This is a genomic window from Micromonospora sp. CPCC 205554 (assembly GCF_036902745.1).
Taxonomy (GTDB): Bacteria; Actinomycetota; Actinomycetes; order Mycobacteriales; family Micromonosporaceae; genus Micromonospora; species Micromonospora tulbaghiae.
Map to the genome: position 1 here is coordinate 198,948 of NZ_JBAKHP010000009.1, position 21,392 is coordinate 220,339.

Here is a 21,392-nt window from a genome sequence, read left to right on the forward strand (position 1 = left end):
GCCGCGTCAGGAGGCCGCGTCGACGTGGGCGGGCACCCGGCCCAGGTGCGGCGCGGCCGGGCCGGGACGGCCGAAGTGCCAGCCCTGCCCGGCGTCGCAGCCGATCGCGCGCAGCCGGTCCGCCTGGTCGGCCGTCTCCACGCCCTCGGCGGTGACTGTGAGATCCAGCGCGTGCGCCAGCGACACCAGCGAGGCGAGGATCCGCTCGTCGGTGCCGCTACCCGGCGCCCGCAGGCCGGTCACGAACTCGCCCGCCACCTTCAGCTCGTCGACCGGCAGGTCCCGCAGGTATGCGAGGTTGCAGTAGCCGGTGCCGAAGTCGTCGATGGCGACCCGGACACCGAGGTCACCGAGCACCCGCAGGGCCCGCACCGGCTCGACCACAGTGCTCATCATGGTGCTCTCGGTGATCTCCAGTTGCAGCCGGTGCGGCGGCAGGCCGGTGCGCCCGAGCACACCGCGTACCTCGGTCACCAGATCGGTGCGGTGCAACTGCCGGACGGCGAGGTTGACGCTGACGAACGGCGCGTCGCCGTCCGCGCCCGGCCAGGTGCCCGCCTCGCGGCACGCCTCGGCCAGCACCCAGCTACCGAGCCGGACGATCAACCCGGTCTCCTCGGCCAGCGGGATGAAGCTGTCCGGCCGCAGCACACCCAGCTCCGGGTGGCGCCAGCGCACCAGCGCCTCCATGCCGAGCACCCGCCCGTCGCGCAGCGACGTCAGCGGCTGGTAGTCGAGATAGAACTCGCCGCGGTCCAGCGCGGCGGGGATCGCCGCGGACAGCGCGTACCGGGCCAGCTCGCGGCGGTTGCGGTCGGCGTCGAACAGCGACCAGCGGGCCCCGCCGGCGGCCTTGGCCCAGTGCAGCGTGCTGTCGGCCGCGCGCATGAGGTCCATCGGCGAGGTGCCCGCGACCGGGCGTTCCACGATGCCGATGCTCGCGGACACGGTCAGCTCGTGGCCGTCGACGAGGGCCGGCTCGCGTACCGCCGCGAGCGCCGCCTCGGCGACCTTGACCGCGTCGTCGGTACCGGCGGTGCGCTCGACCAGGATCACGAACTCGTCACCGCCGAGCCGGGCCACCAGGTGCTCGCCGAGCGCCCGGTGCAGGCGTTGCGCCACAGTCACCAGCAGCGAGTCGCCGACCTGGTGGCCCAGGGAGTCGTTGACCACCTTGAACCGGTCCAGGTCGAGGAAACACACACCGACCCGGTCGGCGCCCCGCCCCGGCGCGGTGATCGCGGCGGTCAGCCGTTCGGTGAACAGCGTGCGGTTCGGCAGCCCGGTGAGCGGGTCGTGGGTGGCCTGGTGCCGGAACCGGGCCTCGCTGTCGCGGAGCGCCCGTTCCGCCTGCGCACGGGCCATCATGGCGGCGCGGCGGATGGACTCCTGCTCGTCCAGCGTGCGGTCGCGCAGGGCGCGGGCGTACCCGGTGGCGACGGTGGCGAGCAGCCGCGCCATCCGGTCCTCGACGTCGTCGACGACCAGGTCGAGGTCGCGGACCAGGCGCAACTGGATCACCTCGACGGTGCGGCCCAGCCCTTCCGCGGACGCGATGTGCGCCTGCACCAGCTCCGCGCCGACCTGCTGGCCGATCCGCAGGTCGAACGGCTCGGCGCGCAGCGCCTGGGCCAGCCGCTCGGTGAGCCGTTGCAGCATCTCCTCCAGCTGCGACTGCGTCATCGGCAGGTAGCTGGTGCCGGACACCGCCTTGGCCCAGGCCCGGGCGAACACGCCGGGCCGGCAGCGGGCAGCGTCGTCACCCACCGAGCCGCCCGACCCCGCCCATGAAGACGGCCCGTTCGGCGTTCTCCGCCTGGTCGGGGGAGTCCGGCCGCCACTGCGGCACCCACACCACACCCGGGTCGACCAGCTCGAAGCCGTCGAACAGCGCGGTCAGCTCGGCCCGGCTGCGGATCCAGAGCTGGCTGTCGGTACGCCGGTAGACCCGCTCCGCCTCGGCCCGCTCGCCGGTGCCGTCGCGGCCCTCCTCGCTGGCCTGGGAGAGCACCAGGTGGCTGCCGGGCGCCAGCGCCCCGCGCAGCGTCCGGAGGATCTCCTCGGGGCGGTCGGCGTCCGGGACGAAGTGCAGCACCGCCACGATCATCACGGCGACCGGCCGGGAGAAGTCCAGCAGCCGGGTGACCTCCGGGTGGGCCAGGATCGCCTCGGGGTTGCGCAGGTCCTCCCGGAGCACCGCGGCGTGCTCGTTGCCGGCCAGGATCTCCTGGCTGTGCGCCACCGCCACCGGATCCACGTCGACGTAGACCACCCGCGACTCCGGATCGATCCGCTGGGCGATCTCGTGCACGTTGCCGACGGTCGGGATGCCGGAGCCGATGTCCAGGAACTGGCGGACGCCGGCCTGGGCGAGGTACTGCACCGCCCGGCGCAGGAACGCGCGGTTGGCCTGAGCCATCAGCGGTGCCTCCGGCACCGCCTCCACCATCGCGCGGGCGGCCGCCCGGTCGGCGGCGAAGTTGTGCGAGCCGCCGAGGTAGTAGTCGTACATGCGGGCGACGCTGGGGCGCTCGATGTCGATCGTCTCGGGTGCCCAGTCCGGCCGCTGCATGTCCTGCCCCTCGGATGTCGGCGACACGCGGTCGTCACCGCCGCGCGGATCACCCGGGTATTCTGCCCCTCCGCCGTCGCGGTGCAAAGACCGCCGTCGCTGTGCGTCCGGGCGCTCACCGTCCGCGACCACCCCGTGGCCGGGAACGCCGAGAGGCCCGCGTCCGTGACGGACGGGGCCTCTTCCGGCGGTACGCCTGTCAGAACTTCGGGGCGTCGGGGGCCTCCAGCAGCCCCAGCCGCAGCGCGGTCATCAGCGCCTGCGCCCGGTTGGCCGCGCCCAGCTTCTCGTAGAGCTTCGAGATGTGGGTCTTGGCGGTCGACTCGCTGACGAACAGCTGCTTGGCGATGCCGGCCACGCTCATGCCGTCGGCGAGCAGCCGCAGCACCTGGCCCTCACGCGGGGACAGCTGCGGGCCGGACGGCGCCAGCCGGCGCTTCATCGCCTCGGCCAGGTCGGCCGCGGTGAACGCGCTGGGGGAGGAGGCGGCGTGCCGGGCGGCGGCCACCACCTCGTCGGCCGGGGCGGTCTTCGGCACGAACGCGCTCGCGCCCGCCTCCAGGGCGCCGAAGAGCTGGTCGTCGCCGGCGTACATGGTCAGCACGACGATGCCCATGGACGCGCTGGACTTACGCAGGGCGCGGGTGGCCTCCAGGCCGCTGCCGTCGGGCAGGCGGAGGTCCATGATCACCACGTCGGGCTGGAGCGCGCCGGCCTGGCGCACACCCTCCGCCGCGGTGGCCGCCTCGCCCACGACCTCGAACTGGCGGTCGCGCTCGAACGCGTGACGCAGCCCCTTGCGGATGAGGTCGTGATCGTCGACCAGGAGAACCTTGGTACGGGTGGCCGGTGTCGGACTGCTGGTCATCCTCGGGTTACTCCCCTTCTGCTGCTGCGGCGCTGCCGCGCACCTTATCGCGCCGGGGCGACGAACCGAGCACCACCGCCACAGTCGTCCCACTCGGCTGCCGCGGCCTGATCTCCAACCGGCCTCGGATACGTTCCGCCCTCTCGGCCATGATCGCAAGGCCATAGTGCCCGTCCGGGCGCTGGTCACCGATGCCGTGACCGTCATCCGACACTTCGATTCGGGTGTACGGGGGATCCACCTCGCACGTGACCCACAGGTTCGACGCGCCGGCGTGCTTGCGCGCGTTGGTCACCGCCTCCTGCGCGATGCGCAGCAACTCGGCCTCGGTGGCGGCCGGCAGCCGGGCGGTGGACTCGTCCAGCGACAGGTGCACCCGCAGACCACCGGAGGCGCCCACGGTGCGGGCGTACTCGGCGATGGCGGCGGCCAGGCCACCGTGCCGGTCCACCTCGCTGCGCAGCTCGAACAGGCTCAGCCGCAGCTCGGTGATCACCCGGGTGACCTCCTGGCGCAGCGTACGCAGCGAGTCGGCGGTCTCGTCCGCGTCCTCGTGGACGGTGGCCAGCGCGTTGTCGATGCCGTACCCGACCATGACCAGTTCCTGGGCGACCCCGTCGTGGATCTCCCGGGCCAGCCGCTGCCGTTCCTCGTTCGTCGCCAGCGAGCGCACCTCGTCGAAGAGCAGCGCGGCCTCCAGCCGCAGCGCCGCCGGGCCGGTCAGCGCCGTCACCCGGGACACCACCGGCGGCGGGTACGCGGCGGCGGTGTCCGCCTCGATCACCACCAGGCCGACCGTGCGCACGCCCGCCACCAGCGGGACGATCAGCGCGGAGACCTCGCCGGAGTGCCGGGACCGGGCCTGCGAGCGGGCCGAGACGGTCGGCTGCTGGGTGGCCCAGGCGTCGGCGATGGCCGAGTCGGCGTCGAGCGTGGTCTCCCAGTCGACCCGGTCCGCGCCGATCTGCGCGAGCACCACGAGCCGGCCGCCGCCGCTGGCGGACAGCACCGCGCCCCGGTCGGTCTTGGCCACCACCCGCAGCTCCTCCAGCAGGTGCTCGGAGATGCCGCCCGGGTCCAGGGTGGCGCCGGGCAGCTGACGGGCGACCGTACGCAGCTGGGTGAGCAGGCGGGTCGCCTCGGCGTACGGCTGGGGTTTGCCCTCGCCGCGCACCCGCATGACGCGCTGGAGCGTGCCCGCGGTGTAGAGGCCGAGACCGGCCAGGATCAGCCACTGGGCGCAGACCGCGAGGTAGCCGACCTGGCCGAGCTGCGGCCCGCCGTCGACCTGCGTGAACGCGGCGCTGGCCAGCAGCGTCGCCGCCGCCACGGCGAGCAGCGCGGCGCCCTCGCGGAACCGGCGGCTCAGCGCGGTCACGGTGACCGGCACGGCGAGGTACGGCAGCACCGCCGAGGCGCCCAGCCCGCCGGTCACGCCGGACAGATGGGTGTCGGCGGCGACCTGGCTGGCGGCCAGCCCGAGCACCACCACCTCGGCGAAGCGGCTGATCGGGGCGAGCAGCCGGTGTTGGGGGGCGAGCACGGCGGGCAGGCCGGCGACGCCCAGCAGTGCGATCCACCAGAGCTGGGTGGCGTCGCGGGTGGCGAACAGGGTCAGGGCGGCGACCAGCGCGAGGAGGACCGCGCGAGCCGCCGCCGCGAGGGGCTGCGTCGACGGCTGGCGGGATGTGGAGGCGGGCACGTGACGGATGGTAGTCAGCCCCGGTAGATCTCGGCGATCTCCGAGGCGTACGTCTTGTGCACGACCTGACGCTTCACCTTCAGCGACGGGGTCAGCTCGCCGGTGGTCTCGGTGAAGTCCTGCGGCAGGATCCGGAACACCTTGATCGCCTCGGCCTTGGAGACCGCCTGGTTGGCCTGGTCGATCGCGGACTGCACCTCGGCGCGCAGCGCCGCGTCCTCGCGCAGCTCGGCGATGCTCGTGGTCTCCGGGCGCCCCTGCCCGGCCAGCCACTTCGGCAGCGCCTCCTCGTCGATGGTGACCAGCGCGGCGATGAACGGCTGCCGGTCGCCGACCACCACGCACTGGCTGATCAGCGGGTGCGCCCGTACCTGGTCCTCCAGCACCGCCGGGGCGACGTTCTTGCCGCCGGCGGTCACGATGATCTCCTTCTTCCGGCCGGTGATGCTCAGGTAGCCGTCCTCGTCGAGCTGCCCGAGGTCACCGGTGCGGAACCAGCCGTCGGTGGTGATCGCCTCGGCGGTGGCCGCGTCGTTGTGCCAGTAGCCCTGGAAGACGATGTCACCGGCGATCAGGACCTCGCCGTCGTCGTCGATCCGGATGGTGACGCCGGGCAGCGGGCGGCCGACGGTGCCGATCCGGGTGCCGGTGGGCAGGTTGGCGGCGGCGGCCGGCGAGGTCTCGGTGAGGCCGTACCCCTCGCAGATGGTCACCCCGACGCCGCGGAAGAAGTGCCCGAGCCGCGCGCCCAGCGGCGCGCCGCCGGAGATGGCGTCGCGGCACCGGCCGCCCATCGCCGCCCGCAGCTTGCGGTAGACCAGCTTGTCGAAGAGGGCGTGCTGCGCGCGCAGCCCCAGGCCGGGGCCGCCGGGCAGTTCCTGGGCCTCGCTCCACGCGATGGCGACCTTCTCCGCGCGGTCGAAGATCTTGCCCTTCCCCTCGGCCTCGGCCTTCTGCCGCGCGCCGTTGTAGACCTTCTCGAAGACCCGGGGTACGGAGAGCACGAACGTGGGCTTGAAGTCCTGGAGCTCGGCGACCAGGTTCTTGGTGTCCGCGCAGTGGGCCATCGTGGCCCGGGCGTGCACCACGCCGACCTGGATGAGCCGGGCGAAGGCGTGCGCGAGCGGCAGGAACAGCAGCGTGGAGGCGCCCTGGCGGAACAGGTTCGGCAGGACCGGCACCGCGTTGGCGATGTCGGAGTAGATGTTGCGGTGGGTCAGCACGCAGCCCTTGGGCCGGCCGGTGGTGCCGCTGGTGTAGATGATCGTGGCGACGTCGTCGGCCTTCGACAGGGAGCGGCGGGTCTCCACCTCGGCCCGGTCCACCGACGCGCCGGCGGCGACCAGGTCGTCGACCGCGCCCAGCTCGATCTGCCAGACCTCGCGCAGCTCGGGCAGCCGGTCGCGGACGCCGGCGACCAGGGTGGCGTGCGCGGTGCTCTCCACCACCACGGCGACGGCGCCGGAGTCGCCGAGGATCCAGGCGGCCTGCTCGGCGCTGGAGGTCTCGTAGATCGGCACGGTCACCGCGCCGGCCGCCCAGATCGCGTAGTCGAGCAGCGTCCACTCGTAGCGGGTGCGGCTCATCAGCCCGACCCGGTCGCCGGGGGAGACGCCGGCGGCGATCAGGCCCTGCGCCACCGCCACGACCTCGTCGCGGAACTGGCGGCAGGTGACCTCCTCGCGCGCGTCCGTCCCCGCGCCGGGGCGGACGAACTGCACGGTGTCCGGGGCGACCTCGGCGTTTTCCCAGACCGGGTCGGTCAGGTTGGCCGCGTCGCCGACGGTGACGATCGGCGGGACGGAGAACTCGCGCACCTGCACTCCCTCGTGCTCTACCGGCGGGGGCCGGCCTGGTCGGCTCTGTCGAAACCTACCCGCACACCCCGGGGGGTCGGCCAGGGAGGTTGCCCGCCCGGCTGGTGGGACGCCGTCCGGCGGGTGGAGCGGGACCGGCCGGTGGGCGGCCGGGTAGCCTCCCCACATGGCGGACTCCTCCACCCAGTCGATCATCATCGGCGCGTCACCGGACCGGGTGGCGGCCGTCATCTGCGACTTCCCGAGTTATCCCGAGTGGGCCGAGGCGGTACGCCGGGCCGAGGTGATCGAGGAGTACGAGGACGGCTACGCCAGCCAGGTCCGGTTCACCCTCGACGCGGGCGTGATGGCGGACGAGTACGTGCTGGCCTACGAGTACGCCGAGGACATCTCCCGGATCGAGTGGCACCTGGTCGCCCCGTCGAAGATGCAGCGCTCCCAGCGCGGGTCGTACGACCTGGCGGGCAACCCGGACGGGACGACCACGGTGACCTACACGCTGGAGGTGGAGCTGTCCGTGGCGATGCTCGGCATGTTCCGCCGCAAGGCCGAGAAAATGATCATGGACGCGGCGTTGAAGCAGCTCAAGCGCCGGGTAGAAGCACCCGGTGCGGCGCAGGAGACCCGACCGTCGTCCCGGTAGTCACGCTGGAGGAGCCGAACCATGGGCACCACTGATCCGGGTTCGGCCCGGGAAGAGGCCGAGCGCCTCGTCGCCACACTGCTCGCCGGCGCGAAGATGGCCGCCGCCGCACCGGGCTCCGGTGCCTGGGGTCCGCTCGGTGGGATTCTCTCCGGTGTCCTCGGTCACACCCCGCCCGGCGCCGGCCCCGCACGGGAGACGCCCGCGCCCGCCGGTTTCGCCACCGGCTCGCCGGAATGCTGTGTCTGCCCCGTCTGTCGCGGTATCGCCGCGTTGCGCGACCCGAGTCCGGAATTCGCCGAGCGGCTCGCCACCGGCGCCGGGGACCTGGCGGCCGGGGTGGCCAGCCTGCTGCGCGCGTTCACCCCGGCCGAACCGGAGCGCCCCGCCGACGACGGCGCCGCCGCGCCGGCCGGATCGGGGGACCACGTGTGGCGCGAGGCGACCCGTACCGGGCATGATTCTCAGCCGGCACCCGAGCAGGACGTGTGGTCCGCCGCCACCCGGGGGGAGAGCGCGGCCGATTCGGGTGCCGCCGCCGGGCCGCCGGAGCCGGCGACGAGCCGGCCACCGGCCGGCCGTCCCGTGGTGCCCGCCTCGCGGGCGTCCGGAGAGGTGGGCGCGGACGCACCAGGCGACGGGGCCTGACCACCGGACATCCCGGGACCGTACGGCCGGTTCGGCCGGTCCCCGGGCAGCACAGCAGAGGGGAGTGGCAGCGGTGACGCTGACCATCGGAGTCGACGTCGGTGGCACGAAGGTGGCCGGCGGTGTCGTGGACGACGCCGGCACGGTACTCGTGCAGACGCGACGGGACACCCCCGCCGACGACGTGGCCAAGACCCGCGACGTCATCATCGAGGTGGTCACCGAACTGGCCGCCGGTCACGCCGTGGAGGCGGTCGGCATCGGCGCCGCCGGCTGGATCGACGCCTCCCGCTCCACCGTGCTGTTCGCCCCGAACCTGGCCTGGCGGGACGAGCCGCTGCGCACGTACGTCGGCGACGCCACCGGCCTGCCGGTGATCGTGGAGAACGACGGGAACGTGGCCGCCTGGGCGGAGTTCCGCTACGGCGCGGCCCGCGACGCCGACGACTCGATGGTCATGTTCACCATCGGCACCGGCGTCGGCGGCGGCATCGTGCTCGGCGGTGGCCTGGTCCGCGGTGCCAACGGCATCGCCGCCGAGCTGGGCCACATGCTCACCGTGCCGGACGGCCACCAGTGCGGCTGCGGCCGGCTGGGCTGCATCGAGCAGTACGCCAGCGGCAGCGCCCTGGTCCGCTTCGCCCGCGCCGCCGCCCGGCAGGAGCCGCACCGCGCGACCGCGTTGCTGGAGCTGGCCGGCGGCGAGGCCGAGACGATCACCGGCCCGATGGTGACCGCCGCCGCGAAGGGCGGCGACCCGGTCTCCACCGAGGCGTTCGCCCAGGTCGGCCGCTGGCTCGGCACCAGCCTCGCCGACATGGCGCAGATCCTCGACCCGCAGGTGCTGGTGGTGGGCGGCGGCGTGATCGACGCCGGTGACCTGCTGCTCGGCCCGACCCGGCGGTCGTTCGCCGACGCGCTGGCCCAGCGCAGCCGCCTGCCCGTCGCCGAGGTGCGCCCGGCCGAGCTGGGCAACACCGCGGGTGTGATCGGCGCCGCCGACCTGGCCCGGCGGATCTGACATGACGGATGCGGGTGTGCCGCTGCGGGTCCTGTCGTACAACATCCACAGCCAGCGCGACGACACCGCCGCGCTGGCCGAGGTGGTCCGGACGGCGGCACCGGACGTGGTGATCGTCCAGGAGGGACCGCGCCGGTTCCGGTGGCGGCAGAAGACCGCCGCGCTGGCCGAGTCGTTCGGCACGGTGGTGGCGGCCGGTGGCCTGCCGTCGCTGGGCAACGTGCTGCTGACCAGCCTGCGGGTGCGGGTCGTCGGCACCAGGTGCCAGCGGTACCCGCTGACGCCGGGACGGCACATGCGCGGCGCCGCGTACGCGCACTGCCGCGTCGGTGGCGTCGACGTGCTGCTGGCCGGCTCGCACCTGTCCACCGACCCGGCCGAGCGGCCGGCCCAGGCGGCGGCGTTCAAGCGGGAGCTGGCCGCGTCCACGCTGCCCGTGGTGGCCGGCGCGGACATCAACGAGGGCCCGGACGGGCCGGCCTGGCAGACGCTCGCCGAGGGGCTCACCGACACGGCGCTCGCCGCCGACCGGGCCGATCGGCTCACGTTCTCCTGCGCCGACCCGCGCCGCCGCATCGACGCGCTGTTCGTCGACCCCCGGATCACGGTGGTCGACTACGACGTGGTGGACACGCCGGCGGCCCGCCGGGCCAGCGACCACTTCCCGGTCCTGGTCGACCTGCTGCTGCCCACCGCCTGACCGGCGCGGACCGCCGGGGGAGTGACGCACGGTCAGGGGCCCGGCGGCCGCCAGGACCACCGCTTCGCCGCCTTTGCTCTGCCGCCATATGCGCACCAGCTACCCGCCGTGACCGGCGGGCCGCGTCCCGGCCGACGGCCGCGGGAAGTTCGCGCAGCTCGCGGCGGTGCTGCGTCCGTGGCGGCAGAGCAAAGGGCGCACGAGGGTACGCCTCCGGCGCGGCCGCTCCACTCACGCTCGGTCACCGGCTCCGTGGTGACGTGGTGTCAGGGGAGCCGGGCGGGTGGGCGGTGCCGGATCCGGCGGCTGGACAACGGCGGGCATTCTCGGCAGGATTTCGCTCCGACCCGGCACGCGTGCCGCACAAAGGAGAATTCGCGGTGTCCTCCTCCACCGACCCCGGCCGCCCCGATCCGGACCGGACGGACGTCCCGGTCCGCGACGACCGCCCGGTCTCCGACCGGGGCGACACGGTCTGCGTCATCGGCGCCGGCGCCAGCGGCCTGACCGCCGTGAAGAACCTGCGCGAGGCCGGCTTCGGCGTCGACTGCTACGAGCGGGAGACCGGCGTCGGCGGCGCCTGGAACTGGCGGCACGACCGCAGCCCGGTGTACGGCAGCACGCACCTGATCTCGTCCCGGCCGTTCACCCAGTTCCCCGACTTCCCGATGCCGGACGACTGGCCGGACTACCCGCACCACAGCCAGCTGCTGTCCTACTTCGAGCGGTACGCCGACCACTTCGACCTGCGCCAGCACGTCTGGTTCGGCACCGAGGTGGTCCGGGTCGAGCCGGTCGAGGGGGACCGCTGGGACGTGACCACGCGCAGCACCGGCGGCTACGGCCCCGAGCGCACCTCCCGGTACGCCGCAGTGGTGCTCGCCAACGGCCACAACTGGTCGCCCAAGCTGCCCCGCTACGAAGGGCTGGAGGAGTTCCGCGGCGAGGTCATGCACGCCTCGTCCTACAAGGACCCGGCACAGTTGCGCGGCAAGCGGGTACTCGTGGTCGGCGCCGGCAACACCGGCTGCGACATCGCTGTCGAGGCGGCCCAGCAGGCGTCTCACTGCTGGCACTCCACCCGCCGCGGCTACTGGTACGCCCCGAAGTACGTCCTGGGCCGCCCCGCCGACCAGGTGAACGACACGCTGCTGGCGCTGCGGGTGCCGCTGCGCGTACGGCAGTGGCTCTACCACTGGACGCTGCGGCTGACCGTCGGCGACCTGACCCGGTTCGGCATGCCGAAGCCGGACCACCGCGTCTACGAGACGCACCCGATCGCCAACAGCCAGCTCGTCTACTACGTCGGCCACGGCGAGATCACCCCGGTGCCGGACGTGTCCCGGTTCGACGACCGCGCGGTGGAGCTGACCGACGGCCGGCGGATCGACCCGGAGCTGGTCGTCTTCGCCACCGGCTACCTGCCGCGCTTCGAGTTCCTCAAGGGCCGGGTGCTGGGCGACGAGGACGGCTCCGGGCGGCCCCGGCTGTGGCTCAACGCGTTCACCGCCGGTCATCCCACGCTCGCCGTGGTCGGCCTGGTGCAGCCGGACTCCGGCATCTTCCCGATCTCGCACTGGCAGAGCGTGCTGTTCGCCCGGCTGCTCACGCTGCGCGCCACCCGTCCGGAGCGGGCCGCCGCGTTCGACCGCAAGGTGCGGGCCGGCCTCGGCGAGCGGTACTCGGCGAAGGTCAAGGACAGCACCCGGCACTGGTTCGAGGTCGGGCACGCCGACTACCTGCGCGCGCTCCAGCGGGCGCTGCACGAGCTGGAGGGCACCAGGTGAGCGCGAGGAACGCAGCGCAGCGGAGTCCCGCAGTCGCGAACGAAAGGCAGGCCCGGTGAGCGCGAGGAACGCAGCGCAGCGGAGTCCCGCAGTCGCGAACGAGAGGCGGGCACGGTGACGGCCGAGCGGGTGCGGGTGGTCCGGTCCTGGGAGTGGGCCCGGCCGGAGCGGCCCGCCCGTCGCGAGGTGCTCGCCGCCGTACCGGAGCGGGAGGAGGCGAAGCCGCCGCTGCTGTTCGTGCCCGGGTTCGGGCACGGCGCGTGGGCGTTCGCCGAGCACTGGCTGGGGCACGCCGCCGGTCGCGGCTTCCCGGCGTACGCGCTGAGCCTGCGCGGGCACGGCGGCAGTGAGCCGGCGCCGGAGGCGACGCTGCGGTCGTACACCCATGACGTGACGCAGGTGGCGGCGAGCCTGCCGCGGCAGGCGGTGCTGGTGGGGCACGGCGCCGGCGCCCGGGTCGTGGCGCACGCGCTGGCCCGCTACCCGGCGCGGGCCGCGGTGCTGGTGGCGCCGGTGCTCGGCGGCTGGGGGACGTTCGGGACGGCGTTGCGGCGCAACCCGGTCGGCACGGTGCCGGCGGTCTTCGGCGCCGGGCTGCGGCTCAACCGGCGGCAGCTGTTCAGCCGGGAGTTGCCGGACGCCGACGCGCGGCGGCACCTGGCCCGGCTGGGCCGGGCCGGGCGGCGGGCGCAGTGGCAGTTGCTGACCGGCCGGTCGCCGGAGCCGGCGGTGGGCCGCCCACCGGTGCTGGTGCTCGGCAGCCCGGACGACCGGGTGGTGCCGGCCACGGCGCTGACCGGGGCGGCCCGGCGGTACGCCTCGGCGCCGCTGCTGTTCCCCGGCATGGGGCACGACCTGATGCTCGACGCCCGCTGGCGCGAGCCGATCGACGCGATCCTGGACTGGCTGGACAAGGACCCGGCGCCCGCCCTCGGGTGAGCGTCGGGGCGCCGGTCACCGGGTTGCGGGACGCCGGCCGACGAGCGTTCCGCTCTCCTCCAGCGCGCTGAGGTAGGACGCCGCCCAGGCGTGGATGTCGTTGTGGGCCAGGTGTTCACGCATCGCGCGCATCCGGGCCGCGACGTCCTCCGGGCCGGCGCGCAGCGCGGCCAGCAACCCCTGCTTGAGGCCGTCGAGGTCGTGCGGGTTGACCAGGTACGCCTGCTCCAGCTCGGAGGCCGCGCCGGCGAACTCGCTCAGCAGCAGCGCGCCGGTGCCGTCGACCCGGGCCGCCACGTACTCCTTCGCGACCAGGTTCATGCCGTCGCGCAGCGGCGTCACCGCCATCACGTCCGCGACCCGGTAGAGCGCGACCAGTTCGGCGCGGTCGAACGGCTGGGTGAGGTAGTGGATCGCCGGCTCGCCGACCCGGCCGAACTCGCCGTTGATCCGGCCGACCTGGTGCTCCACCCGGTCGCGCAGGATCTGGTACTGCGCCACCCGGTCACGGCTGGGCACCGCCACCTGGACCAGCACCGTGTCGCGGACCTTGATGTCGCCGTTGGCGAGCAGCTCCCGGTACGCCTTGAGGCGCTGCTCGATGCCCTTGGTGTAGTCCATCCGGTCGACGCTGAGGATGACCTGCTCGGGCCGGCCGAGGTCCTGCCGCAGCCGGTGCGCCCGGTCGGCGACCTCGGGACGGGCGGCGAGCGCGGACATCTCGGCGGTGTCGATGGCGACCGGGAAGGCGCCGATGCGCACCACCCGGCCGTCCACGCCGATCCGCCGGTCGGTGGCGGGCAGGCCGAGCACCTTGGTGGCGAGCTGGGCGAAGTTGTGCGCGGCCTGGGCCCGCTGGAAGCCGACCAGGTCGGCGCCGAGCATGCCGCGCAGCAGCTCGGCCCGGCGGGGCAGCTGCATGAACAGTTCCGGCGGCGGGAACGGCACGTGCAGGAAGAACCCGATGCGCAGGTCCGGGCGCAGCTCGCGGAGCAGGCCCGGCACCAGCTGCAGGTGGTAGTCCTGCACCCAGACCAGGCCGCCCGGCTCGGCCACCTGGGCCGCGGCCTCGGCGAACCGCTGGTTGACCCGCTGGTACGCCTCCCACCAGCGGCGGTGGTACTCCGGCTGCTCGACGGCGTCGTGGTAGAGCGGCCAGAGGGTGGCGTTGGCGAAGCCCTCGTAGTGGTCGCGGAAGTCCTCGGCGCTCAGCGGGACGGTGTGCATCCGGACGCCGTCCACGTCCGGCAGTTCGGGCGCGGGACCGGTGCCGCCGGCCCAGCCCACCCAGGTCGCGGGTGTGTGCCGCAGCAGCGGGTGCAGGGCGCTCACCAGGCCGCCGGGGCTGCGGCGCCACTCGAAGGCGCCGTCCGGCGCCACGCTGTCGTCGATGGGGAGGCGGTTGGCCACCACCACGAGGGGGCTCTGTCGCATCTCGGGCATTCCGCTCAGCAGGGGACCGGCGACCCGGAAGGAGACGCAAGCCGGACAGCCGGTGCGGGACGTGACGTTCAGCCTATTCCTACTGACTGTAAGTTACACGCTTGTTACGCCCCCGCCCAGGGCGGGCGGCGTCCCGCGATCCGGGCGGCACCCGGTTGCTGCGGCGTCAGACGACGGCGCCGTCGTCCGGGTCGTGGTCGTCCCGGTCGCCCGGACGCAGCCGCCAGATCAGCATCACGAAGCCGGCCAGGATGCCGGTGAAGCCGAGCAGCGTGACCACCGACGGGTCGACCAGCGTCACCACGGTGGGGGACAGGAACAGCAGGAAGCCGAGCACGATGCAGGCCACGCCGAGCACCGCGTACTTGGAGAAGCGGGGCAGCGGGGGCGGCGGGGGCGGGGTGTAGTGCTCCTCGTCCGACGCCTCGTCGGGCAGGTTCGCGCCGAACGTGTCCAGACCGTCGAGCAGCGAGGGCTCGTCGTGCCGGTCCCGGCTCAGCGAGACGCCCGAGACGTCGGCGGCGTACGGCAGCCGGCGCACGTCGGTGGCGGTCGGGCCGGCGGGCTCCTCGGCCCGGCTGCCGGCGGCGGTGCCCGGCGCGGGCGGGTCGTCCACGTCCTCGGCGGCGGGCCAGGGGTGGCTGCCGGCGCTCGGCGCGGTGTGGAAGCCGGCGACGATCTTGGCCCACTCGGCCTCGATGTCCGGCTCGTCGGCGCGCGGCGGGTCGCCCGCGCTCTCGTCGGCGAGCTGGGTCAGGTAGTCGCGGGCGGTGGTCAGATGCGACCTGTCGACGTAGAGCCGGTCGACCGGGCGGGCCGGGACGGTGGTGGTGCGGGTCACCGGGTTCAGGTCGGCCGAGGGCTGGAGGTAGGCCGCGATGCCACCGGCGGCGAGCACGTCGAGCAGGTGCTCGCCGACGCGTGGATCGACGTCGCCCGCGACCGCGTACTCGGCCGCGTCGAGCCCGTTGTCCCGTCGTCCCCGACGGGGCCCGCCCCCTGACACGCGGACACCCCCTTCGCCGATCCCTGCCCGTGCCCTGAATCGTGACACGTCGGCACCCGGTTCCGGGAGTGCGTTGTGGCGTGCCGCTCGTCGTTCGTACCCTCTTCCCGGACTCCCGCGGGCGCCGCCGGCGTCTGCGGAGCCACGCGGCGACCCGTCCGCCGCCACCGACACGGGAAGGACGCCGGTGCTGTACTGGCTGCTGAAGTACGTCGTTCTCGGCCCGCTGCTGAGGTTGATCTTCCGCCCGCAGGTCGAAGGACTGGAGCACGTTCCGGAGACCGGCCCGGTGATCCTGGCCAGCAACCACCTCTCCTTCTCGGATTCGATCTTCACACCGCTGATCGTCAAGCGAAAAGTCACCTTCATCGCGAAAGCCGAATACTTCACCGGTAAGGGACTCAAGGGCCGGCTCACCAAGATGTTCTTCGTCGGCTCCGGCACGATCCCGGTCGACCGCTCCGGCGGGCGGGCCGCCCGGGCCGCCCTCGACACCCAGCTCTCGGTGCTGCGCGCCGGTGGCATCGCCGGGATCTACCCCGAGGGCACCCGGTCGCCGGACGGCCGGCTCTACCGGGGCAAGACCGGCGTGGCGCGGCTGGCGCTGGAGAGCGGCGCCCCGGTCGTCCCGATGGCCATGCTCAACTCCGACGCGATCCAGCCCACCGGCCAGATCATCCCGAACCTCGGCCGGGTCCGGATCCGCTTCGGGCCGCCGCTGGACTTCTCCCGCTACGCCGGGATGGCCGGCGACCGGTTCGTCGAACGGGCGGTCACCGACGAGATCATGTACGAGCTGATGGAGCTGTCCGGCCGCGAGTACGTCGACACGTACGCCCAGAAGGCCAAGAGCGTCGCGGCACGGCAGCCCCTCCCGGCCTGACCCTCAGCCGGCCCCGGCGATCCGCAGCAGCCCGCCGGCTGCGTGCCGGCCGGCGAACGCGCGTACCCGGGCCAGCGTCGCCGCGGCGGCCGGCGGGTCCGCCTCGGTCAGCGGCCCGACCGCCAGCGCGGACGCGATCATCTGGTCGGTCACGTCGGTCATCTCCGCGTATCCCCCGGCCGCGGCGGTGAGCAGCCGGCCCGCCCGCGCGGCGTCCCCGTCGCCCCGGGCCAGCGCCGCCTCGGCCGACCGCCCGGCCTCCCGCGCCCAGCGGGTCACCCGTGGCGCGTGGGCCAGCAGGTCGCGCACCAGCACCGCGGCGTCGCCGCCGAGCAGCGCGGCGACGTGACCGACCGCCGGCACCCACTCGGCGAACGGGATCATCGTGGTCTGCCGCCAGTCCTCGTCCAGCTCGGTCAGCAGCGCCACCGCCTCGTCCCGGCGGCCCTGTACCGCGCGGCAGAGCGCGGCGTGCGCCAGCGTGGAGCGCAGCACGCGCTGGAAGCCGCTGCGCCGGGCCGCGACGAGCGCCTGGTCCACCAGGTCCTCGCCGGCGTCCGGGCCGGCGGGGTCGTCGCCGAGCGCCCGGATCCAGCCGGACACCGCCACGATGTGCAGGTCCCACTCGTCGGTCGGGCGCCGGGTCGACCCCTCGGCCATCCGCAGCGCCGCCGTCCAGTCCCCGCTGTAGTACGACCGGGCCCACTGGTCGCTGAAGCTCACCGTCAGCGCGTGCTCGCCGGCCAGGTCCAGCGAGCGCTGCTCGTCGATCAGCCGGGCCGAGCCGGCCAGGTCGCCCTCCTCCTGGAGCACCCAGGCCAGGTTGTGCACCGCGCGGCGGCGGCTGGTCAGCCGCTCCACCCGGCACTCCTCGGTCACGTCGGCCAGCTCGGCGTACGCCTCCTCGGCGCCGGCCTGGTAACGGACCACCGCGAGGGTGATGCGGGCGTTGGCCCGCGCCTCCCGCAGCTCCAGCCGCTCGGCCAGCTCGGCGGCGGTGCGCGCGGCCACGCACGCCGGCTCGGTCTCCGCGTCGAGCATGTGCGCCCGGGCCAGCTCCAGCAGCACGCCCACCTTGTCCTCGCTGTCCGGCAGCGTGGCGTGCAGCCCGATCGCCCGGTCCAGGCAGCGCATCAACTCCGAGCGGTCGGCCCGCGCGAAGGCCGCCGTGGCCAGCAGCCGCCACGCCTTCGCCGCACCGGGGCGGTCACCGGCGTCGGCCAGCCGGCCCGCCAGCGTGGTGAGCAGCGCCGTCCCGCCACCGTCGAGGAAGCCGTCCCGGTCCCGGTAGAACGCCAGCTCGGCCTGGAACAGCTCGAGCGCCGGGTCCGGGCCGCACTCCACGCTCAACGCGCGGTCCACCAGCGTGGCGGCCGTCTCCAGCGCGTGCAGGTCGTACGCCCGGCGTGCGGCCCGGTGCAGCGCGGAGCGGGTGGCGGCGGCGTGCGGGGCCTGGTCCAGCCCGACCGTACGGGCGATCTCGTGCGCCGCCCAGCGATGGTTGGCCAGCACCTCGGCCAGGTCGTGCAGCCGGCCGTCGGCGAGTTGCTCCAGCCAGTCGGCGGTGCGCTGGTGCCGGGCGACCCGCTCGGCCCGGGGCAGCCGCTGGTAGCAGACGTCCCGGACCAGCACGTGCCGGAACCGGTACTCCGCCTGACCGGGCATGGTCGAGACGGGCAGCTCGTAGACGAGGTCACGGCGCTGGAGGTGGTGCAGCGCCCGTTCGACCCACTCCGTCGGGCGGCCGAGCGCCAGCGCCACCGGCGCCGCCCAGAACTGCACGCCGACCACCGAGGCGGCCTGGAGCACCGCGCGGTCGGCCGGGTCGAGCAGGTCCAGCCGGTTGGCGATGACCGCCTGCACGGTACGCGGCATCCCGGCACCCCCGGCCGGGTCGACGAGCGCGAGCGCGGCGGTCCGCTCGGCCAGCCCGCCGTCGAGCAGCATCCGCGCGTACTCCTGGGCGTAGAGCGGGTTGCCGTCGGCGAACTCGATCAGCGGCGCCCGCGCGTCCTGCGGCAGCGTGGCCTGGCCGAGCAGCAGCGAGTAGAGGGTGTCGATGTCCCCGTCGTGCATCGGCGGCACCGAGATGGACATCGCCCCGCTGATCGTGCCGGTCCAGGCCGGGTGCCGCTCGCGCAGCTCCGGCCGGGCGGTCGCGACGACGAGCAGCGGCACGTTGCGGGCCGCCGCGCCGAGCTGCTCGACGAAGGACAGCATCGCCTCGTCGGCCCAGTGCATGTCCTCGAAGACGAGCACAGTGGGACCGGTCGCGGCCAGGGTGAGCAGGAAGCGCCGCCACGCCGCCTCGGTCTCGGCCGAGGTGAGCCGTTCGCCGGAGACGCCGACGAGCGGGCCCAGCGCCTCGGCCAGCCGTACCGCGTGCGGGTCGGCGAGGTGGCCCAGCCGCTCGCGCAACCGGTCCCGGATGGTGGCCGGGTCGTCGGCGCCGGTCAGCCCGGCCCAGCTCCGGACGATGTCGGCCAGCGCGGCGTAGGTGACGTTCTCGCCGAACGGCGGGCACTGGCCGGTCAGCCAGGTGACCCGGGTGCCGGGCAGGCTGGCGGCGTGCCGGGCCAGCTCGCGCAGCAGCCGGCTCTTGCCGACCCCGGCCGGGCCGAAGACGGTGAGCAGCTGCGAGGTGCGCTCGGTCAGCGTGCGGTGCAACGCGCTGACCAGCAGGCCCCGCTCGTGGTCCCGGTCGACCATCGGGGTCAGCTCGGCGGTCTGCCCGTCGCGCCGGGGCCGCGCCCGTACGGCCAGCCAGATCCGGCTCACCGCCGAGCGGCCGCGCAACGTCACCGGCGGCTGGTCGTCGTACTCCATCTCGCGTCGGGTGGCCGCCCAGGTGCTCTCGTCGACCACCACGCCGCCGACCGGGGCGAGCCCCTGCAACCGGCTGGCGGTGTTCACCACGTCGCCGGTGACGAACGCCTGGCCGCCGTCGCGCGCCGCGGACAGGTCGACCAGGGCCTCGCCGGTGGCGATGCCGACCCGGAACCCGAGCGGCGGATGCGGTCCGGCCGGCTGCCGGGCCAGGCTGCGTTGCAGCTCCAGCCCGGCGCGTACGCAGCGCAGCGCGTCGTTGTCGGTGGCCACCGGCGCGCCGAACAACGCCATGACGGCGTCGCCGATGTACTTCTCCACCACGCCGCCGTACTGGTGCACCAGCCGGCGAACCGTGGCGAAGTAGGCCTGTTGCAGGCCCCGGGCCTGCTCCGGGTCGGCCCGCTCGGCGTATGTCGTGAAGTCGACGATGTCGATGAAGAGCACGCTCACCTGGCGGCGGTCCTCCTGCACCGTGACCGCGTGGTCGCGCAGCGGCTGACCGCAGTTGGTGCAGAAGTTGGCGCCGGTGTCGTTGGCGTGGCCGCAGGACGGGCAGGCCGCCGCCAGCGGACGGCCGCACCCACCGCAGAAACGGTCGTCCGGCCCGGCGGTCCGGGCGCAGTGTCCACAGGTGAGGTCGATGTCCGGCTCCGTACGCGTGAGGTCCCCAGTGTCCCGCGCGGCCGTGCAGTCGGGTACCCGACGGGTCGGCGGGACGTCACGGCTGTTCGGCCGGGTCTAGTCTCCCCTAGCAGGAAGTCCCGTCGACAGGGAGTTTGCCGTGCACGTCCGGCTGTCCGCCTCATGGACCGATCCACGGGGGACGGTGTGGGCCGTCGGTGACACGGTCGACGTGGACGCTGTCACCCTCGCCGAACTGGAGGAAAAAGGCATGGTGGAGCAGCCCGCGGGTAGCGGATCGACCGAGACCACGACCACCACGACGACCCCGCCGAAGAAGACCGACCCGTCGAAGATCGGCCCGGGTCCGAGCGCGCCCCCGGCCGACACCGAGAACGACTGACCGGGCGTACGACGAACGCGGCGGGGGCCGGCGGGAGGACCGCCGGCCCCCGCCGTCGTCGTGTCAGCGGTCGTTCATGCCGGCCCGGCGGCGCAGCGCGGCCACGTCGGTGACCACGATGCGGCGCCCCTCGGTCCGCAGCCAGCCCCGGCTGGCGAACGAGCCGATGGCCTGGTTGACGCTCTGCCGGGAACCGCCGGCCATCTCGGCGAGCTGGCTCTGGTTCAACTCGATCGTGATCATCGGGGCCTGGCTCTCGCCGGCCAGCCGGACCAGCGTCTTTGCCACCCGGCCGGGCAGGTCGAGGAAGACGTGGTCGGCGTTCTGTTCGGTGAGCCGGCGGATCAGCTGGCCCAGCGAGCGCATCACCGCGTCCAGGATGCGCGGGTTGGAGTGCACCAGCTCCATGAACGCGGGCCGGGACAGCGCGAGCGCGGCGCAGTCCTCGATCGCCTCGGCCGACGCCGAGCGGGTGGAGGCGTCCAACAGGGACACCTCGCCGAGCACGTCCGGGGGTCGGATCACCGACAGCACCGCGCGTTCGCCGGTCGGTGCGGTGCGGAACACCGCCACCGCGCCGCGGCGCAGCACGATCAGCGACTCGCCGGGGTCGTTCTCGACGAAGAGCAGCTGGCCCTTGCGGTACGTGCGCGGTACGGCTGCGGCGATGACACGCTGCCGCACCTCCGGCTCGAGCCCGGCGAACATCTCCACACCCGTGAGCGCGTCACCCGGCTCCGGCAGGCGAGACTCCACGGCTCAACCCCTCCCCGGTCAGAAGTCACGACTCGCACACCGGGTGAAGCTGTCAGTCCCGGTACGAGGCAGCTCAACCGGTTCGGCGCCCGACGGCGGTACACATCAGATCATGACGCTCTCGTCGCGTGCTGTACACCCCCGGAAACACTTCCGTGACCATGCCCGGCCGGCGCCGGCACGGCCGCCGACCTCGGCGGACGCCCCGGCGACGGCCCGTGCCGGTGATGGGCGAGGATGAGGGCGATGGTTTACCGCTATTTCTACGACTGCGAATTCATCGAGGACGGCCGCATCGTCGACCTGGTGTCGATCGGCGTCGTCGACGAGTACGGCCGCGAGTTCTACGCGGTCTCCACCGAGTTCGACGACTCCCGGGCGGTGCCCTGGGTGCGGCGCAACGTGCTGGACAAGCTCCCCTCGCCGGCCGACCGGGCCTGGCGCTCCCGGGAGCGCATCCGCGACGACCTGCACGAGTTCCTGATGGAGCCGGTGCGGGACCGGCCGGGCGAGCAGCTGGAGCTGTGGGCCTGGTACGCCGCGTACGACCACGTCGTGCTGGCCCAGCTGTGGGGCGCGATGCCGGCGCTGCCCCGGGAGATCCCCCGCTTCACCAAGGAGCTGCGCCAGCTCTGGGACGACCGGGGCCGTCCCCGGCTGCCGGACGCCGAGGCCGACCGGCACGACGCGCTCGTCGACGCCCGGCACAACCTGGCGCGGTGGCGGGCGATGACGGCGCGGGACGTTTGACCGG

18 protein-coding genes are annotated in these 21,392 nt (G+C 74.0%); 9 read left to right on the plus strand and 9 right to left on the minus strand.

What is annotated here, in order from left to right; genetic code table 11:
- Positions 1-6: 6 nt before the first annotated feature.
- From V6U82_RS15415 to V6U82_RS15435, 5 genes are all read right to left on the minus strand, one after another.
- Complete coding sequence (locus tag V6U82_RS15415) at positions 7-1,683, minus strand: putative bifunctional diguanylate cyclase/phosphodiesterase (RefSeq protein WP_334461838.1); 1,677 nt, start codon at positions 1,681-1,683, stop codon at positions 7-9.
- A gap of 76 nt (positions 1,684-1,759) precedes the next feature.
- Positions 1,760-2,572 (minus strand): SAM-dependent methyltransferase, encoded by an 813-nt coding sequence (locus tag V6U82_RS15420; protein WP_334461762.1) that lies wholly within the window; start codon positions 2,570-2,572, stop codon positions 1,760-1,762.
- Between the two features lie 199 nt (positions 2,573-2,771).
- Positions 2,772-3,440, minus strand: coding sequence for a response regulator transcription factor (locus V6U82_RS15425; protein WP_013287678.1), 669 nt, complete (start codon positions 3,438-3,440; stop codon positions 2,772-2,774).
- 7 nt (positions 3,441-3,447) lie between these two features.
- Positions 3,448-5,142, minus strand: a complete 1,695-nt coding sequence (locus V6U82_RS15430; protein WP_334461771.1) for a sensor histidine kinase — start codon at positions 5,140-5,142, stop codon at positions 3,448-3,450.
- Between the two features lie 14 nt (positions 5,143-5,156).
- The gene (locus V6U82_RS15435; RefSeq protein WP_334461773.1) at positions 5,157-6,959 is read right to left on the minus strand and encodes an AMP-dependent synthetase/ligase; all 1,803 of its coding nucleotides are present in this window, start codon (positions 6,957-6,959) and stop codon (positions 5,157-5,159) included.
- 166 nt (positions 6,960-7,125) lie between these two features.
- On the opposite strand from V6U82_RS15435, the gene V6U82_RS15440 reads away from it, so the two are divergent.
- The 6 genes from V6U82_RS15440 (at position 7,126) to V6U82_RS15465 (ending at position 12,697) form a co-directional block, all read left to right on the plus strand.
- Positions 7,126-7,602, plus strand: a complete 477-nt coding sequence (locus tag V6U82_RS15440; protein ID WP_091420982.1) for an SRPBCC family protein — start codon at positions 7,126-7,128, stop codon at positions 7,600-7,602.
- 21 nt (positions 7,603-7,623) lie between these two features.
- Positions 7,624-8,250 carry a hypothetical protein gene (locus tag V6U82_RS15445; RefSeq protein WP_334461776.1) on the plus strand — a complete coding sequence of 209 codons (627 nt, stop codon included), beginning with the start codon at positions 7,624-7,626 and terminating at the stop codon, positions 8,248-8,250.
- A 73-nt stretch (positions 8,251-8,323) separates the two neighbouring features.
- Positions 8,324-9,271 carry an ROK family glucokinase gene (locus V6U82_RS15450; RefSeq protein ID WP_026267860.1) on the plus strand — a complete coding sequence of 316 codons (948 nt, stop codon included), beginning with the start codon at positions 8,324-8,326 and terminating at the stop codon, positions 9,269-9,271.
- A gap of 1 nt (position 9,272) precedes the next feature.
- Positions 9,273-9,971: an endonuclease/exonuclease/phosphatase family protein gene (locus V6U82_RS15455; RefSeq protein WP_128137294.1), complete on the plus strand. Its 699-nt coding sequence runs from the start codon at positions 9,273-9,275 to the stop codon at positions 9,969-9,971.
- Positions 9,972-10,351: 380 nt separating this feature from the next.
- Positions 10,352-11,758: a flavin-containing monooxygenase gene (locus V6U82_RS15460; RefSeq protein WP_128137295.1), complete on the plus strand. Its 1,407-nt coding sequence runs from the start codon at positions 10,352-10,354 to the stop codon at positions 11,756-11,758.
- 114 nt (positions 11,759-11,872) lie between these two features.
- Entirely contained in the window at positions 11,873-12,697 is an 825-nt protein-coding gene (locus V6U82_RS15465; protein ID WP_334461783.1) for an alpha/beta hydrolase, read from the plus strand.
- A 15-nt stretch (positions 12,698-12,712) separates the two neighbouring features.
- On the opposite strand, the gene V6U82_RS15470 is transcribed toward V6U82_RS15465, so the two are convergent.
- Together V6U82_RS15470 and V6U82_RS15475 are read right to left on the minus strand one after the other, a co-directional pair.
- The gene (locus tag V6U82_RS15470) at positions 12,713-14,131 is read right to left on the minus strand and encodes an alpha,alpha-trehalose-phosphate synthase (UDP-forming) (RefSeq protein WP_128138811.1); all 1,419 of its coding nucleotides are present in this window, start codon (positions 14,129-14,131) and stop codon (positions 12,713-12,715) included.
- Between the two features lie 175 nt (positions 14,132-14,306).
- Positions 14,307-15,146, minus strand: coding sequence for a DUF308 domain-containing protein (locus tag V6U82_RS15475; RefSeq protein WP_334461786.1), 840 nt, complete (start codon positions 15,144-15,146; stop codon positions 14,307-14,309).
- A gap of 187 nt (positions 15,147-15,333) precedes the next feature.
- Between V6U82_RS15475 and V6U82_RS15480 the strand changes: the two genes are divergently transcribed.
- A complete protein-coding gene (locus V6U82_RS15480) occupies positions 15,334-16,029 on the plus strand; it encodes a lysophospholipid acyltransferase family protein (protein WP_334461787.1) in 696 nt (231 codons plus the stop codon).
- A 3-nt stretch (positions 16,030-16,032) separates the two neighbouring features.
- Here V6U82_RS15480 and V6U82_RS15485 read toward each other — a convergent pair whose 3' ends face one another.
- Positions 16,033-19,500, minus strand: coding sequence for an ATP-binding protein (locus V6U82_RS15485; protein ID WP_334461840.1), 3,468 nt, complete (start codon positions 19,498-19,500; stop codon positions 16,033-16,035).
- Between the two features lie 139 nt (positions 19,501-19,639).
- Here V6U82_RS15485 and V6U82_RS15490 point away from each other — a divergent pair, with 139 nt between their 5' ends.
- The gene (locus V6U82_RS15490) at positions 19,640-19,882 is read left to right on the plus strand and encodes a hypothetical protein (RefSeq protein ID WP_334461789.1); all 243 of its coding nucleotides are present in this window, start codon (positions 19,640-19,642) and stop codon (positions 19,880-19,882) included.
- A 63-nt stretch (positions 19,883-19,945) separates the two neighbouring features.
- On the opposite strand, the gene V6U82_RS15495 is transcribed toward V6U82_RS15490, so the two are convergent.
- Complete coding sequence (locus V6U82_RS15495) at positions 19,946-20,638, minus strand: Crp/Fnr family transcriptional regulator (protein ID WP_013287664.1); 693 nt, start codon at positions 20,636-20,638, stop codon at positions 19,946-19,948.
- Between the two features lie 246 nt (positions 20,639-20,884).
- Between V6U82_RS15495 and V6U82_RS15500 the strand changes: the two genes are divergently transcribed.
- A complete protein-coding gene (locus V6U82_RS15500) occupies positions 20,885-21,388 on the plus strand; it encodes a polyadenylate-specific 3'-exoribonuclease AS (RefSeq protein ID WP_334461791.1) in 504 nt (167 codons plus the stop codon).
- The last annotated feature ends 4 nt before the right edge of the window (positions 21,389-21,392 follow it).